The 13,553-nt window shown below is 69.9% G+C and carries 11 protein-coding genes; 5 read left to right on the plus strand and 6 right to left on the minus strand.

What is annotated here, in order from left to right:
• The first annotated feature begins 281 nt into the window (after positions 1-281).
• Complete coding sequence (locus ACFWTE_RS27845; RefSeq protein ID WP_378782886.1) at positions 282-896, plus strand: TetR/AcrR family transcriptional regulator; 615 nt, start codon at positions 282-284, stop codon at positions 894-896.
• Between the two features lie 178 nt (positions 897-1,074).
• Here the strand turns inward: ACFWTE_RS27845 and ACFWTE_RS27850 are convergent, their stop codons facing one another.
• A complete protein-coding gene (locus tag ACFWTE_RS27850; RefSeq protein ID WP_378782887.1) occupies positions 1,075-1,842 on the minus strand; it encodes a response regulator in 768 nt (255 codons plus the stop codon).
• Positions 1,843-2,898: 1,056 nt separating this feature from the next.
• Here ACFWTE_RS27850 and ACFWTE_RS27855 point away from each other — a divergent pair.
• Positions 2,899-3,438, plus strand: a complete 540-nt coding sequence (locus ACFWTE_RS27855) for a hypothetical protein (protein ID WP_378782888.1) — start codon at positions 2,899-2,901, stop codon at positions 3,436-3,438.
• 41 nt (positions 3,439-3,479) lie between these two features.
• On the opposite strand, the gene ACFWTE_RS27860 is transcribed toward ACFWTE_RS27855, so the two are convergent.
• The 3 genes from ACFWTE_RS27860 to ACFWTE_RS27870 all read right to left on the minus strand — a co-directional run bounded on the left by ACFWTE_RS27860 (position 3,480) and on the right by ACFWTE_RS27870 (position 6,101).
• Positions 3,480-3,788: a sec-independent translocase gene (locus tag ACFWTE_RS27860; RefSeq protein WP_378782889.1), complete on the minus strand. Its 309-nt coding sequence runs from the start codon at positions 3,786-3,788 to the stop codon at positions 3,480-3,482.
• A 157-nt stretch (positions 3,789-3,945) separates the two neighbouring features.
• Positions 3,946-4,149 (minus strand): cold-shock protein, encoded by a 204-nt coding sequence (locus tag ACFWTE_RS27865; RefSeq protein WP_267948036.1) that lies wholly within the window; start codon positions 4,147-4,149, stop codon positions 3,946-3,948.
• Positions 4,150-4,454: 305 nt separating this feature from the next.
• The gene (locus ACFWTE_RS27870) at positions 4,455-6,101 is read right to left on the minus strand and encodes a dolichyl-phosphate-mannose--protein mannosyltransferase (RefSeq protein WP_378782890.1); all 1,647 of its coding nucleotides are present in this window, start codon (positions 6,099-6,101) and stop codon (positions 4,455-4,457) included.
• A gap of 111 nt (positions 6,102-6,212) precedes the next feature.
• Between ACFWTE_RS27870 and rsmI the strand changes: the two genes are divergently transcribed.
• Together rsmI and ACFWTE_RS27880 are read left to right on the plus strand one after the other, a co-directional pair.
• Entirely contained in the window at positions 6,213-7,088 is an 876-nt protein-coding gene (gene rsmI, locus ACFWTE_RS27875) for a 16S rRNA (cytidine(1402)-2'-O)-methyltransferase (RefSeq protein WP_378782891.1), read from the plus strand.
• A 172-nt stretch (positions 7,089-7,260) separates the two neighbouring features.
• The gene (locus tag ACFWTE_RS27880) at positions 7,261-7,923 is read left to right on the plus strand and encodes an AIM24 family protein (protein WP_378782892.1); all 663 of its coding nucleotides are present in this window, start codon (positions 7,261-7,263) and stop codon (positions 7,921-7,923) included.
• Between the two features lie 320 nt (positions 7,924-8,243).
• Here the strand turns inward: ACFWTE_RS27880 and secD are convergent, their stop codons facing one another.
• On the minus strand, positions 8,244-10,910 hold the full coding sequence (gene secD, locus ACFWTE_RS27885) for a protein translocase subunit SecD (RefSeq protein ID WP_378782893.1): 2,667 nt from the start codon (positions 10,908-10,910) through the stop codon (positions 8,244-8,246).
• An 82-nt stretch (positions 10,911-10,992) separates the two neighbouring features.
• A complete protein-coding gene (locus ACFWTE_RS27890; protein WP_378782894.1) occupies positions 10,993-11,451 on the minus strand; it encodes a hypothetical protein in 459 nt (152 codons plus the stop codon).
• 224 nt (positions 11,452-11,675) lie between these two features.
• Between ACFWTE_RS27890 and metG the strand changes: the two genes are divergently transcribed.
• Positions 11,676-13,499 (plus strand): methionine--tRNA ligase, encoded by a 1,824-nt coding sequence (gene metG / locus ACFWTE_RS27895; RefSeq protein ID WP_378782895.1) that lies wholly within the window; start codon positions 11,676-11,678, stop codon positions 13,497-13,499.
• Positions 13,500-13,553: the final 54 nt, after the last annotated feature.

The following is a 13,553-nucleotide window of genomic DNA, read 5'->3' on the forward strand; positions in this document are numbered from 1 at the left end:
GGGCGTCCACGTCCCCGTAGCGGTTGAGCAGGCTGGTGCGCGGTACCCGCACCTGGTCGAACCAGAGGCGGCCGTTGTCCATCTGGGCCGACGATTCCTGCTGTTCCCTGCGGCGGGCGGTCGTTTCCGGGCCGGAGCCCCGAGTGTCACCGGCGAAGCGTCTATCCCCTGAGGCGGGGCGGGCCGGTGCCCCACAGACTACCCCCAGGGGCCCGAAAACTCCCGTGGGAGAGCGCCCTGGTATCTCTGCGACGGTAACTTTCCGGCGTATAGTTTTGGGTATGGCACACGGATACCACCACGGGAACCTGCGGGCCGCCGTCCTGGAGCGGGCGGCGGAGGTCATCGAGCAGGAGGGTCCCTACTCCTTCAGCCTGCGCTCGCTCGCGGCCGACCTCGGGGTCAGCCACACAGCGCCCCGGCACCACTTCGGGAGCCGTGAGGGAGTGCTCAACGCCCTGGCCGTCGAGGGGTTCCAGGAGCTCGCGGTACGTCTGAAGGCCGACCGGGAGGCGGGTGGCGGGCTCCTGGAGGCGGGGATCGAGTACGTGCGTTTCGCCACGGACCGCCCGGCCCACTTCCAGGTGATGTTCGCGCCCACCCTTCTCAGCGAGGACGACGAGGAGCTGCAAGCCGCACGCGAGGCCGCCTTCGGCGAACTCCAGGGCGGAGTGAGCTCCCTGGCCGACCGGGGGTATCCCGTGGAGGACGGCGCCGCCGCGGTGGTGGCCGGCTGGGCGATCGTGCACGGCATCGCGACCCTCGCCCTCACCGGCAACCTCGACAGCTCCGGGATCCGGAGGCTGTTCGACGACACCGACCTGCTCACCATCACCCGCCGCAGCGCGGGACTGCTGTTCGGCCCGAAGCCGGAACCCTCGGAGGGGCAGCCGTGAACCAGATCCCACTGATCTCGTCGGACGTGGTCCTGCCGGGCGCGACCGCCCTGGCGGGTACTGGCCGCAGCGGTGGCCACGCACTCCGGGCCCGGCGGCTCCCGAGGCCCGACGGGCCCCGTAGAGGCGCTGGGGCGCCTCCACGGGCGGGTGGGCGGCCATGCCCCCGAGGGGTGGTTCAGTAACCGGAGACGTACTCGGCGCGGACGGCGTAGATCGCCGCCTCGGTGCGCGAGTGCACCTGGAGCTTCTCCAGGATGTTGCGCACGTGGTTCTTCACGGTGTTCTCGGTGATGAACAGCCGCTCCCCGATCTCCCGGTTGTTGAGGGACCGGGCCAGCAGCTTGAGGACCTCGGTCTCCCGCGGCGTCAGCTGGGGGATGTCCGGCCTGCTGGGCGGAGCACTCTCCTGCTTGGCCAGCTCGGCGAACTCTCCGATGAGCTTGGTGGCCATCGCGGGGTTGATGAACGACTGCCCGCCGGCGATGGTGCGCACGGCCCGGGGCAGTTCGGTCACCGAGATCTCCTTCAGGAGGTAGCCGGTGGCGCCCGCCTTGAGCGCGTCGAATAGGTCGGACTCCTCGTCGCTCATCGTCAGCATGACGAACTTGGTGTGCGGGACCGCCTCGCGGATGCGGGGGCAGGCGTCGATGCCGTTGGAATGCGGCATCCACACGTCCATGAGCACCACGTCGGGCCGCATCTCGGTGGCGAGCCGGACGGCCTCCTCGCCGTCACCCGCCTCGCTGACCACGCTGATGTCCTCCTCCTCGTCCAGGACGGAGACCAGTCCGCGGCGGAAGAAGGCGTGGTCGTCCACGACCATGACGCGGATGGGCCGGGTAGGGGCGGACGGGCCGGAGAAGCCCGGAGGGTCGGGCGGGCCGGGCTGCGCGTCCTGCGCTGTCCCGGTGAAGGGCATGGGGCTCGGGGGGTGCGGACTCACGTCGGGCCTTCCTTGCGTGGGACAGCCGGGGGAGACACCACGTCCCCGTCCCCGATCGGGGGAGCGGCGGGGACGGGGACGCATCGCCTTGGGGTGGGTCTTTCCACTTTAGGCGGGCTTCCGTCCGACTAGGGCTGTAACAAACGAACTCACCCTTCGGAATCCGGGACGCGGCGGCGCGGAACCGGACCGCGATCGCCCGGGGCCACCGGGAACGGGGGCTCCGGACGAGGGGCGGCCAGAGGGGTCGGATACATATGTGTTTTAGCGGGCGACCGAAACCCCGGCGGAAGATCCGGTCGCCGCACGCCCGGAGCCTCGCCTGCCAGCAGGTCCATGACGCCCTGTCACGACTACTGGTGACGGAAACTCGTAGGAAAGATGTGGATACCTCCGTTTTCTGGCACTCTGTCCGTGAGATCCTGTCCGGTGTCCCCCCGACACCCGCGGAATCCGGGGGAAGTTCGCCGCTGAATGGTGTCGGACTTCGGTCGGAGTTCAAGAGCGCTGTTGTTGCTCTCCGTTGTACCCATGGAATGGATTTTGCGGGCAGGAGGGCTTGTTTTGGTGGGATTTTGAGGTTGGTCAGGTGTGGCGGCTAAGAATGAAAACCCTCCTGAACTGCGAAGACATCACTCTATCTGTTATTCGGGCGGTGGCTTCGGAGCTCGGGGTAGCCCCCACGTCATAAAACGATGAATCTTCGACTACGGGTCTTGTGCTAACAGAGCGTTCCACGGCATCGTTAGTAGTGGGATGGGCTGGAAGCTAAACGAAAGGTAGATGCCATGACCACGCACGCGATGACCGTCCGTGACAACGGATGGTCCTGGGCGTAGCCAGTCCGCCGAACGGGTTCTGCCGAACCCCGACGTCCGGGCCTGTCCGATCTCCGATCGGGTGGGCCCTTCATCCTCCCGGCTGCCGGCAGGGGCCGCCACGCGTTCCGACAGTCCGGGGCGGGCGGATTTGACGGCGGACCACACCGGGTAGGGACCCGGACACGACCCCCGGTCCGGCCAGGGCCGGGCCGTGCCAACCGTGAAGGGGCGGACCGTGCCCGACTCCCCCCAGCCTCCCGGCGGCTACGAGTACCCGGAGGAACCCGCTGCTGTCGGAGGCTACGAGCCGCCGCAACCCCGGCCCCGCCCGCTGCCGCCCCCGGAGACGACGGTCCGGCCGGTGGAGGACGGGGAGGACGGACCACTGGCCGCGGCCGAGCGCTTCCGGCGCACCACTCCCGCCCGTCTCAGGACGATCCCCCCGCACAGGAGCGGCGGCCACTGGCGGCTGCTCGCCGGGACCCTCACCTACGTGATGGTGGTCGGAGGGATGGCCGACTACGTCGAACCCGGGGTGCGGGCTATCGCCCACCTGGTGTTCTGGCTGCTCATCGGGGTCGCGTTCCTGGTCACCATCGCCCGTGAGCGACGCCACGGCTGGGAGCCCGCACCGCGCTGGCCGTGGACGGCGTGCGCCGTCGGCGCCGCGCTCGCGGTGGAGGGGCTCATCCTGGCCTTCGGGTCACCCGCGATCATCGTCGGCTCGGCGATCCTGCTCGGGCTGGGCCTGTTCGTGCTCATGCTCGTGGGCTGAGGGAGCGCAGCGGCCCGTCGCGGGGACGCGCGGGGAAGGGCTCAGGTGGCCTCGTCGTCGAAGGGCGGGCGCTTGCCGTTGAGGCGCGCCGCGGGCTTCTTCTCCTGCTCCTCTTCCTCCCAGAAGTGCTTCTGTACGAAGCGCTTCGGGTTGAGGTCCTGGACGTCGAAGTCCTTGAACTCCGGTCCCAGCCCCTCCTTGATGTCGTTGGAGGCCGAGTTGGCCATGGTCCGGAGTTGTCTCAGGACCCGCCCGACCTGCTGGGCGGCCTTCGGCAGCTGGTCGGGCCCGAAGATCAGCAGCGCGAGAAGGAGGAGGATGACGAACTCCACCCCGCCGATGTTGAACATGCGCGACCCTCGTCCCTCGGTGTACCTGCCGGCCCCAAGCAGGTTAACCGGTATCAGCCGGGTTCGGTAACCCTGCCCTGGTCACACCTGGGAGTCGGAACGCGGACCAGCCCCCCACTCGGCGAGCGGAGGGCTGGGGAAACGCACGTGCGGCGGTCTAGATCGCTCGAACGTCCGCCGCCTGCGGGCCCTTCGGGCCCTGGATGATGTCGAACTCGACCTTCTGGTCCTCTTCCAGGTTCCGGAAGCCGGTGCCCGTGATCGCCGAATAGTGCACGAACACGTCGGGCTGACCACCCTCGACTGCGATGAACCCGAAACCCTTCTCAGAGTTGAACCACTTCACGGTGCCCTGAGCCATGTGCTCTCCCTTGGGGACTACGGCGGGGCCGCACCCTGCTGGCCCCGGGTCGCCGGGCGCCTCACCGACGAGTAATCCCCGTATCGACAAGCGCCCACGTGAAGTTCCGCGAGGCGCCTCGGGCATCCATGGAAACTACAACAGCAACCAGTTGCAGACAGTACCAGGGAGGGTGGTGCCCTGCCGAGGCTTTTGCGGCAGGAATCCACCTTCTCCATGTGGCCTGTTTCGGCTACTGGAAACAGTTGCATTCAGCCCTCGCTCCGACTAATGGAGTTCGGGAATGCGGGTTGTCCGCCGATGGGTCAGGAGGCGCCGTTGCCGTAGATCCACACGTCGAACCAGAGGCGTTCGCGCCACACGGTCTCGTCGATCGGATAGGCCGCCAACACCGGGTAGAAGTAAGCGAAGTAGGCGACGACCAACAACAGGACGACGCCGTACACGATGCCGCCGCCCGCCCGCAGATAGGGGGCGAAACGAGGGCTGTCGTCCGCGGCCCCCATCACCAGGCCGAGCGACAGCACGATCGCCAGGACGAGGAACGGCAGCAGCGGGAGCGCGTAGAAGAGGAACATGGGGCGGTCGGGGTAGGCGAACCACGGCAGCCATCCCGCGGCGACGGCCAGCAGCACCGCTCCCGCGCGCCAGTCGCGGAAGGTCACCCACCAGGCGAACATGACGACCAGGGCGAGGAGGCTGACCCACCAGATGACCGGTGTGCCGATCGACACGACCGAGGTCACGCAGTTGCCGGTCCCGCAGCCGACGGCCTCACCGTTGTAGTGGAACATCACCGGCGTGCGCATGACGAGCCACTCCCACGGCGCGGAGATGTACGCGTGGTCGCTGGTGAGGTCGGTGTGGAACCCCATCATCCGGCGGTGGTAGTCCACCAGGCTCCACAGCGCCTCCGCCGGGACGCGCAGGAACCCGGGCACCACGTCCGGCAGCATCCCGTCCGCGTGGTCTCGGTTGTAGCCCCCGCGCGTGAACAGCCATCCCGACCACGAGACCAGGTAGACGACCCCCGCCACCCCCACGGTCTGGAGGAACGCCGGTACGGCGTCGATCCCGAGCCACCGCCAGAACGGCCGCACCTGGCCCACGCTGCTCCGCGCCCCGTAGTCCCACGCCACCGTGAGCAGGCCGAACGCCGCCACGAAGAACAGCGCCGACCACTTGGTGCCGATCGCCAGTCCGAAACAGAGCCCCGCCGCCAGCCGCCACCAGCGCATCCCCAGCCACCCCACCGCGGCCAGGTCGGCCCCCGCCTCCGACAGGCGGGCCAGGCGCTCCCGGGTCCTGTCCCGGTCGATGACCAGACAGGTGAACCCGGCGAGGATCCACAGGGTGAGGAAGATGTCCACCATCGCGATGCGGCTCAGCGTGAAGTGCAGGCCGTCCAGCGCCATGATCAGGCCCGCCGTGCAGCCCAGCAGCAGGGACCGGGTCATGCGGGTGGCCAGGCGCACCAGGATGAGGACCGAGACCGTCCCGGCCAGGGCCGCGGCGAACCGCCACCCCTCCGGGGTCATCGTGGTGCCGAACGGGAACAGGGACCAGAGCCAGTCGCCCAGGGCGATCATCCACTTGCCGACCGGCGGGTGGACGATGAAGTCGCCGCCTCCGGTGAAGATGTCCTGGTTGCCGGTGTTGAGCAGGTCGTCGGCCTCGACCGGCTCCTCGTGGGTCTCGTGCTCGTAGCCGTACTCCCAGAGCCCGTAGGCGTCCTTGGCGTAGTACGTCTCGTCGAAGTAGATCCGCTCGGGCTGACCCAGGTTGAAGAGCCTCAGGGCACCGGCGAACAGCGCGACGAGGGAGGCCCCCAACCAGGCCAACCACCAGGGGGAGGGGTCGGAGGGCAGGAACCGGGCGCGCACCGGGGCCGTGCGGGGTAGATCGGGCGGCGTCGAGGGCTCTGCCTCGGAGGAAAGTGCGGTGGAGGTCATCTCGGCTCGTAGGTTGGGGTCGGAGATGGTTGTCCGTTGCGGACATACCACGAAACCAGGTTCCGGGTGGCGTGACAGAGCCAACCGTAGCGTGACAGGACGGGGATCACAGTGGTTGAGGGTGAAGCTGGAGCGCGGCGGGTCGGGACCCTGACTCTTGCCGGGTTGCCCATCGGGAACCTGGAGGACGCGCCGCCCCGGCTGCTGCGAGCCCTGGGGGAGGCGCGGGTCATCGCGGCCGAGGACACACGCAGGCTACGCCAGTTCGCCTCCCGCGCGGACGTGCGACTGGGAGGGGCCGAGGGCGCCCGTGTCGTGTCCTACTACGACGCCAACGAGGGGCGCCGCACCGACGAGCTGCTGACCGATCTGAGGGAGGGCCGCGACGTCATCGTCGTGACCGACGCGGGGATGCCGGGGGTTTCCGATCCCGGTTACAGGCTCGCCGCCGCCTGCGCGGAGGAGGACATCACGGTCACCGCGATCCCCGGGCCGTCCGCTGTCACCACCGCGCTCGTCGTGTCCGGGCTGCCGACCGACCGCTTCTGCTTCGAGGGCTTCCCTCCGCGCAAGGGCCTGCCGGGGTACCTGGCCGACCTGGCGGCGGAGCGCCGCACGATGGTGTTCTTCGAGAGCCCGCACCGCGTCGCCGCGACCCTGGAGGCGATGGCGGCGGCGTTCGGCGCCGACCGGCGGGCCGCCGTCTGCCGTGAGCTGACCAAGACCTACGAGGAGGTGCGCCGGGGCGGGCTCGGGGAGCTGGCGGCCTGGGCCGCCGAGGGGGTGCGGGGCGAGGTCTCCGTCGTGGTGGAGGGCGCCCGCAGGCGTGCCGAGGAGACCACGGACGCGGAGCTGGTCGGCTCGGTCGCCGCGCTGGAGGAGGAGGGCGTGCGCCGCAAGGAGGCCATCACCCGTGTGGCCAAGGAGACCGGTGTACCCAAGCGGCGGGTCTACGACCTCGTGCACGGGATCGTCGCCGCGGAGTGACCTCCGGGCCCGTGCCCGCCGGCCCCGCGTGTCGCCGAACGCCGACGGACGGCGGCGGCCGGCGCGGGGAAGGGCGGGTGACGTCTGGGAGAACTGGGGCGCCCCACGGAACCTTTTCCCGTTCTGCGCGTCTCATCAGCAACAAAACCCTGATCACCGATGAGGACCGTTCATGAGAAGTCAGCTCTTCCAGCAGGCCCAGGAGAACAACCAGCCGGGCATGCACCTCCAGAACCACAAGATGCTCCGCGTGGGCCTCAACGGTGAGTTCTACGCGCGCCAGGGCGCCATGGTCGCCTACCAGGGCCAGGTCGACTTCTCCTACGAGGGGGCGGGGAGCGTCGGCAAGTTCTTCAAGAAGGCCTTCACGGGCGAGGGCATGCCGCTGATGAAGGTGTCCGGCCAGGGCGACGTGTTCCTCGCCCGCGACGCCTGGGACATCCACCTGATCGACCTGGAGAACGAGCACCTCACCGTGAACGGCGAGAACGTGCTCGCCTTCGAGGCGGGTCTGGGCTGGGACATCCGCCGGGTGGAGGGGGCCGGGATGACCGCCGGGGGTCTGTTCAACACGGTCTTCAGCGGCCAGGGCCGGGTGGCCGTGGCCTGTCACGGGGCTCCCGTGCTGATCAACGTCGACCAGCCCACCTTCGTCGACACCGACTCCGCCGTGGCGTGGTCCAGCTCGCTGCGCACGGGTGTGCGCCGCACGGCGAAGGCGGGAGCGCTGATCGGCCGGGGCAGCGGCGAGGCGCTCCAGCTGTCGTTCGAGGGCCAGGGCTTCGTCCTGGTGCAGGCCTCCGAGGGTGCCCCCGCCCCCGTCGCCGCAGGGTGACCGGCCGCCGCCGGACCGTCGGCGGCCGGTCGGCGGCGGTGAGGGGGCGGGACACGACGAGGGCCCCGGGAACGTGTCGGAACACGTTCCCGGGGCCCTCACCCCTTGCGCCGGGACTCCGGGGAGGCCCGGGTGCCGGCCGGAGACGCTAGGCCGCGTCCCGCGGATCATTGCGGGCTCGCGTCACCCAGGCTGCCTCTCGCCGCGCCGACTGCGCTTGGACAGCCAAACTCGGGCTGACCTGCGCTACTCGTCCTGGCAGCCGCTCGCGTCGATCGGCGCAAGCGCCGAGTCAACCGAGAGCATCCACGGACCACGCCCTAGACCACGGCGCCGTCGTCGGCGTCGCGGGCGGCCTTGGCCGCCACCTTCTGCTTGGCCTTGCGGTCCTTGATCACGTGCGGCGGAGCCGTCTTGTCCCACTTCTGCAGCCAGATGGCCAACGGCACCGCGACGAAGATCGTGGAGAGCACACCCGTGCTCAGACCGACCAGCATGGCGATGGAGAAGTCCTGGAGCGAGGACCCGCCGAGGAAGACGAGGAAGCCCAGGATGATCAGCGCGCCGACCGCGGTGTTCACCGTACGCGGCAGCGTGTTGAGGAGCGCCCGGTTGGCGATCTCCCCGAACGAGGACTTCTCGTCCCGCGCCCACTCGTCGCGCACCCGGTCGAACACCACCACCGTGTCGTTGACGGTGAAGCCGATGACGCTGAGGATCGACGCCAGGAAGACGCCGTCGATCGGCTTGCCCAGCCAGATGAACAGGCCGACCACCAGCACCACGTTGAACGCCAGCGACAGGATGGTGGAGAGGCCGAACGACCAGCGGAAGCGCCAGGCCAGGTAGATCATCTGGAGCGCCAGTGCGGCGCCCAGCGCGATCAGCGCCCGGTTGCGCAGCTCGTCGCCCATGCTCGGGCCGATCAGCTCGTCGCTGACCAGCTCCACGCCGCCGGTCTCCTCCGCGAGGGCGTCGGCGATGCTGCCCGCCTCCGTGTCGGAGATGTTGCCGGTGCGCACCGCGATGTCGCTGTCACCGGACTCCTGGACGACCGCGGTGTCCGAACCCGGGAAGTTCAGCCCGGAGATGACGCCGCGGGCCTCGTCCACCGAGATCGTCGAGTCCCCGGTGAACTCGTACTCCATCACGCGGCCGCCGGTGAACTCGACACCCAGGTTGGTGTCGCGCACCAGCGGCGCGGCGATCGCCGCCACCACGATCAGCGCCGCCACGATGAGGCCCTTGGCGCGGTGCTTCATGATGTCGGGGTTCTTCTGGACCAGCCAGGTACGGACCGGGCCGATCTGGCTCAGCCCACTGACGGCCGGGTGCTTGCGGATGACCGCCCTGCGGACCGCCCACTCGACGAACACGCGCGCGATGATCAGCGCGGAGAACATCGAGACGATGGTGCCGATGCTCAGGGTCACACCGAAGCCCTGGACGGTGCCGGAGGCGAAGAAGAAGAGCAGTGCCGCCGCGATGAGCGTCGTGACGTTGGTGTCCAGGACGGCGCTCCACGCCTTGCGGGAACCCTCGACGAACGCCTTCTCCAGGCTCGGCGGGATCGCCCGGCGGCGACGGCGCGCGAGGGCGCCCGTCTCGGCCTTGGACGCCTCGTCCTCCGTGGCGTCCCGCATGCCCGAGGACTTGTTGGACTCGTACACCTTCTGCTGGCGCTGGTACTCCTCACGCGCGCGCTCGAAGATGAGCACGTTGGCGTCGATGGCCATACCGATCGCCAGCACGAAACCGGCCAGACCCGGCAGCGTGAGCGTTGCACCCAGGGCGACCAGAGCTCCGTACGCGATGAGCGTGTAGAACGCCAGCGCGAGCGAGGCCAGGAAGCCGACCAGCCGGTAGACCAGGGTGATGTACAGCGCGGTGAACGCGATGCCCAGGAGGGCGGCGATGGCGCTGGCCTCGATGGCGGCGGCACCCAGGGTCGGACCGACCGTCTGGCGCTGGACCTCGGTGACCGGCAGCGGCAGGGAGCCGCCCTCGATCAGCACGGCCAGCTCGTCCGCGGTCTCACTGGTGAAGGTGGGACTGGTGATGCTGGTGGAGCCGCCCGGCATGCCGACCTCACAGCCGATCTCCGGGTTCACCTCCGGAGCGGAGATGATCTGGTCGTCCAGCACGATCGCCACACGGCGCCGCGGGTCGCCCTGCTCGTAGCAGGCGGCGGCGCCGGTCAGCTCCGCCCACTGGTCGCGGCCCTCACCGCGGAAGTTGACGTTGACCGTCCACTGGGTGCGGTTGACGCTGTCGAGGGCGGCGTCGGCACTGGACACCCGGTCGCCGCGGATGGCGGTGTCGCCGAGCTGGAGGTAGGTCCCGTCGGCGTCCGGCAACGTCATCGCGACGTCGTCCGGGTTCTCCGCGCTGGGACCTGCCGGGGCCTGCTGCCCGCCGGTGGGGTCGCCGCCCATGCCGCCCATGAGCTCTTCCAGCTGCTCGGGGGTCATCTCCTCCCCGCCGCCTTCGGCACCCTCCTCGGGGGCGTCCTCGGTGTCGGAGGGGGCTCGGGCCTCGTCGGCCTCGGCAGCCGGCGCGTTCGCGAAGTCGCCCCCGCCGCCCCCGGGCGCCTGCACGCCCTGGCCGCCCTGTTCGCCGACGCCCAGCACCGGGTGGAAGGACAGCTGGGCGGTGCGGCCGACGATCTGCGCGGCCTCCGCCGGGTCCTGCACGCCGGGAAGCTCGACGATGATCCGGTTCTCACCGGAACGGGACATGGTCGCCTCGGCGACACCGAGGCGGTCGATGCGCTGTCGCAGCACCTCGACGACCTGGTCGGTGTTGTCGGAGTCGGCGGGCGTGCCGTCGGCGCCGTCCTGGGTCTCCAGGACGATCTGTGTACCGCCGCTGAGGTCGAGCCCCAGGCGCGGTGGAAGGAACCACGCCGCGCCGAACGCGACGAGGATGACGAGGAGGGAGATGAGCGCGCGTGTCCAGCGCGCTCCCGCTCCCGTTTGACTGGACAAGGGGTAGGTACCTCTCACTGCGAAGACGGATAGCCGAACGCATGCCCGGAAGGGACCGGGCGGGGGGTGCGGCCGGGGATGGTCAGATGACGGTGTTCGCTGCGAGAGGCGGAGCCCGTGTCTGCGGCAGCTCCCCGGTGGTGACCTGTTCGGGTACGGGGTCGGAGGCCGGAGGCGGCAGCGGCCACCAGGGCTGGTCCCACACGGCCAGGCGCAGGGCGCGACCGGGTACCGCGTCGGGCAGGTCGCGCAGAAGGGAGCGCTGGTCGCAGGTGGTGGCGGGGGGCCCGACCGTGACCATGGGGTTCTCGACCAGGTTCGCGCGCTCGCGCGGGGTCACCGGCTCCTGCGCGGCCGCGTCGGCATGAGCGCCCTGGGGGGCGCTGGCCAGGCCGTGCGGCGGCAGGTGGGCGGAGACGGGTTCGCCGCCCGTGCCGGAGGCCACGGGAAACGACAGGATGACCAGCAGCACCATGCTCGTGAGGAGCGCGGTGGTGTGCCGGGCAGGGCGGGGTAGGGCACGGGTATCCGTGGTGACCACCGCCTCAGGTGAAGGACCGGGAAGAGGGTGTTTTCGCCGGCGCGCGCCCCGGCGGCACGCGGCTCGTCCAGCAGAGCATACGGGTACGTGTCGCCCCCGGGGAATCGTGCCCGGCCGCGAACGGTCGGGCCACCGGGACCAACCGCGGCGGCACGGGCGACGGACGCGCCCGAGCGGGAGAAATGAGGTGCGGGGCAGGCCCCCGTCGGCTTTAGGCTTGGGGCATGTCGTCGAATCGCCACATCCTGACCGCGGTCGCCTGGCCCTACGCCAACGGACCGCGCCACATCGGTCACGTGTCCGGCTTCGGAGTTCCCTCCGACGTCTTCTCCCGCTTCCAGCGAATGTCGGGCAACCACGTGCTGATGGTCAGCGGCACGGACGAGCACGGCACCCCGGTCCAGGTGCAGGCCGACCAGGAGGGCGTCACCCCGCGCGAGCTGGCCGACCGCTACAACCGGATCATCTCCGAGGACCTCGTCGCCCTCGGCCTGTCCTACGACCTCTTCACCCGCACCACCACCGGCAACCACTACGCGGTCGCCCAGCAGCTGTTCACCACGCTGTACGACAACGGATACGTCTTCACCCGCACCACCAAGGGCGCGGTCTCCCCGTCCACCGGCCGTACGCTGCCCGACCGCTACATCGAGGGCGTCTGCCCGATCTGCGGTTACGACGGCGCGCGCGGCGACCAGTGCGACAACTGCGGCAACCAGCTCGACCCGATCGACCTCATCTCCCCCCGTTCGCGGATCAACGGCGAGACCCCCGAGTTCGTGGACAGCGAGCACTTCATGCTCGACCTGCCCGCGTTCGCCGAGGTCCTCTCCACGTGGCTCACGGGCAAGGAGGGGGAGTGGCGGCCCAACGTCCTCAAGTTCTCCCTGAACCTGGTGGACGACCTCCAGCCGCGCGCGGTCACCCGCGACCTCGACTGGGGTGTGCCGATCCCGCTGGACGGCTGGAGCGACAACGCCAACAAGCGCCTGTACGTGTGGTTCGACGCGGTGATCGGCTACCTGTCCTCGTCCATCGAGTGGGCGAAGCGGGTCGGCGAGCCCGACGCGTGGAAGCGCTGGTGGCAGACCGACGAGGCCCGGTCCTACTACTTCATGGGCAAGGACAACATCGTCTTCCACTCGGTGATCTGGCCCGCGATCCTCCTGGGAGCCGCGGGCGAGGGCGACCGGGGCGGCGACGAGGGGCCGCTCGGACGGCTCAACGTCCCCACCGAGGTGGTCTCCAGCGAGTTCCTCACCATGGAGGGGCGCAAGTTCTCCTCCTCGCGCCGCGTCGTCATCTACGTGCGCGACTTCCTGGAGCGCTACTCGGCCGACTCACTGCGGTACTACATCATGGCCGCCGGGCCCGAGACCCAGGACACCGACTTCACCTGGGCCGAGTTCGTGCGCCGCAACAACGACGAGCTGGTCGCGGCCTGGGGCAACCTGGTCAACCGCTCCATCTCCATGGCGGCCAAGAACCTGGGCGAGATCCCCGCCGCCGGCGAGCTCACCGACGAGGACCGGGCCGCGCTGCAGGCGTCCGCGGACGCGTTCGGACGGGTCGGCGAGCGGCTGGAGCGGTCCCAGTTCAAGGCGGGCCTCCAGGAGGCCATGCGGACCGTCGCCGAGGCCAACAAGTACATCTCCGACCAGGCTCCGTGGGCGCTGAAGAAGACCGACCCCGAGCGGATGGCCACCGTCCTGCACGTGGCCCTCCAGCTGGTCCACGACGCCAACACCCTGCTGACGCCGTACCTGCCCGAGTCGGCGAACAAGGTGCACGCGATGCTCGGCGGTACCGGGACCTGGACGGGCATGCCCCGCCTCGACACCGGTCACGACACCGTCGGCGGCTCGGAGGAGACGGTGGACTACCTGGTCATCACCGGTGACTACGCCGGGGACGCCGCGCGCTGGGAGTCCACGCCGATCGTGCCGGGCACGCCGCTGGGGCGTCCCGAGCCGCTGTTCGCCAAGCTCGACCCGTCCGTCGTGGACGAGGAGCTGGCCCGCCTGGAGGGGCCCACGGAGACGGAGTGACGAGAGCATCAGCCTCGGCGTGATCGAGTCCCTGAGGGCGGTCGGCTACGGCTC

The sequence above is a fragment of the Nocardiopsis sp. NPDC058631 genome (assembly GCF_042716955.1).
Lineage (GTDB): Bacteria > Actinomycetota > Actinomycetes > Streptosporangiales > Streptosporangiaceae > Nocardiopsis.

What these genes read in the sequence shown, in the direction of transcription:
- ACFWTE_RS27845 (WP_378782886.1), top strand. Translation starts at nt 282, where the DNA reads ATGGCACACGGATACCACCACGGGAACCTGCGGGCCGCCGTCCTGGAG.
- ACFWTE_RS27860 (WP_378782889.1), bottom strand. Translation starts at nt 3,788, where the DNA reads ATGTTCAACATCGGCGGGGTGGAGTTCGTCATCCTCCTCCTTCTCGCG.
- ACFWTE_RS27865 (WP_267948036.1), bottom strand. Translation starts at nt 4,149, where the DNA reads ATGGCTCAGGGCACCGTGAAGTGGTTCAACTCTGAGAAGGGTTTCGGG.
- ACFWTE_RS27870 (WP_378782890.1), bottom strand. Translation starts at nt 6,101, where the DNA reads ATGACCTCCACCGCACTTTCCTCCGAGGCAGAGCCCTCGACGCCGCCC.
- ACFWTE_RS27880 (WP_378782892.1), top strand. Translation starts at nt 7,261, where the DNA reads ATGAGAAGTCAGCTCTTCCAGCAGGCCCAGGAGAACAACCAGCCGGGC.
- metG (WP_378782895.1), top strand. Translation starts at nt 11,676, where the DNA reads ATGTCGTCGAATCGCCACATCCTGACCGCGGTCGCCTGGCCCTACGCC.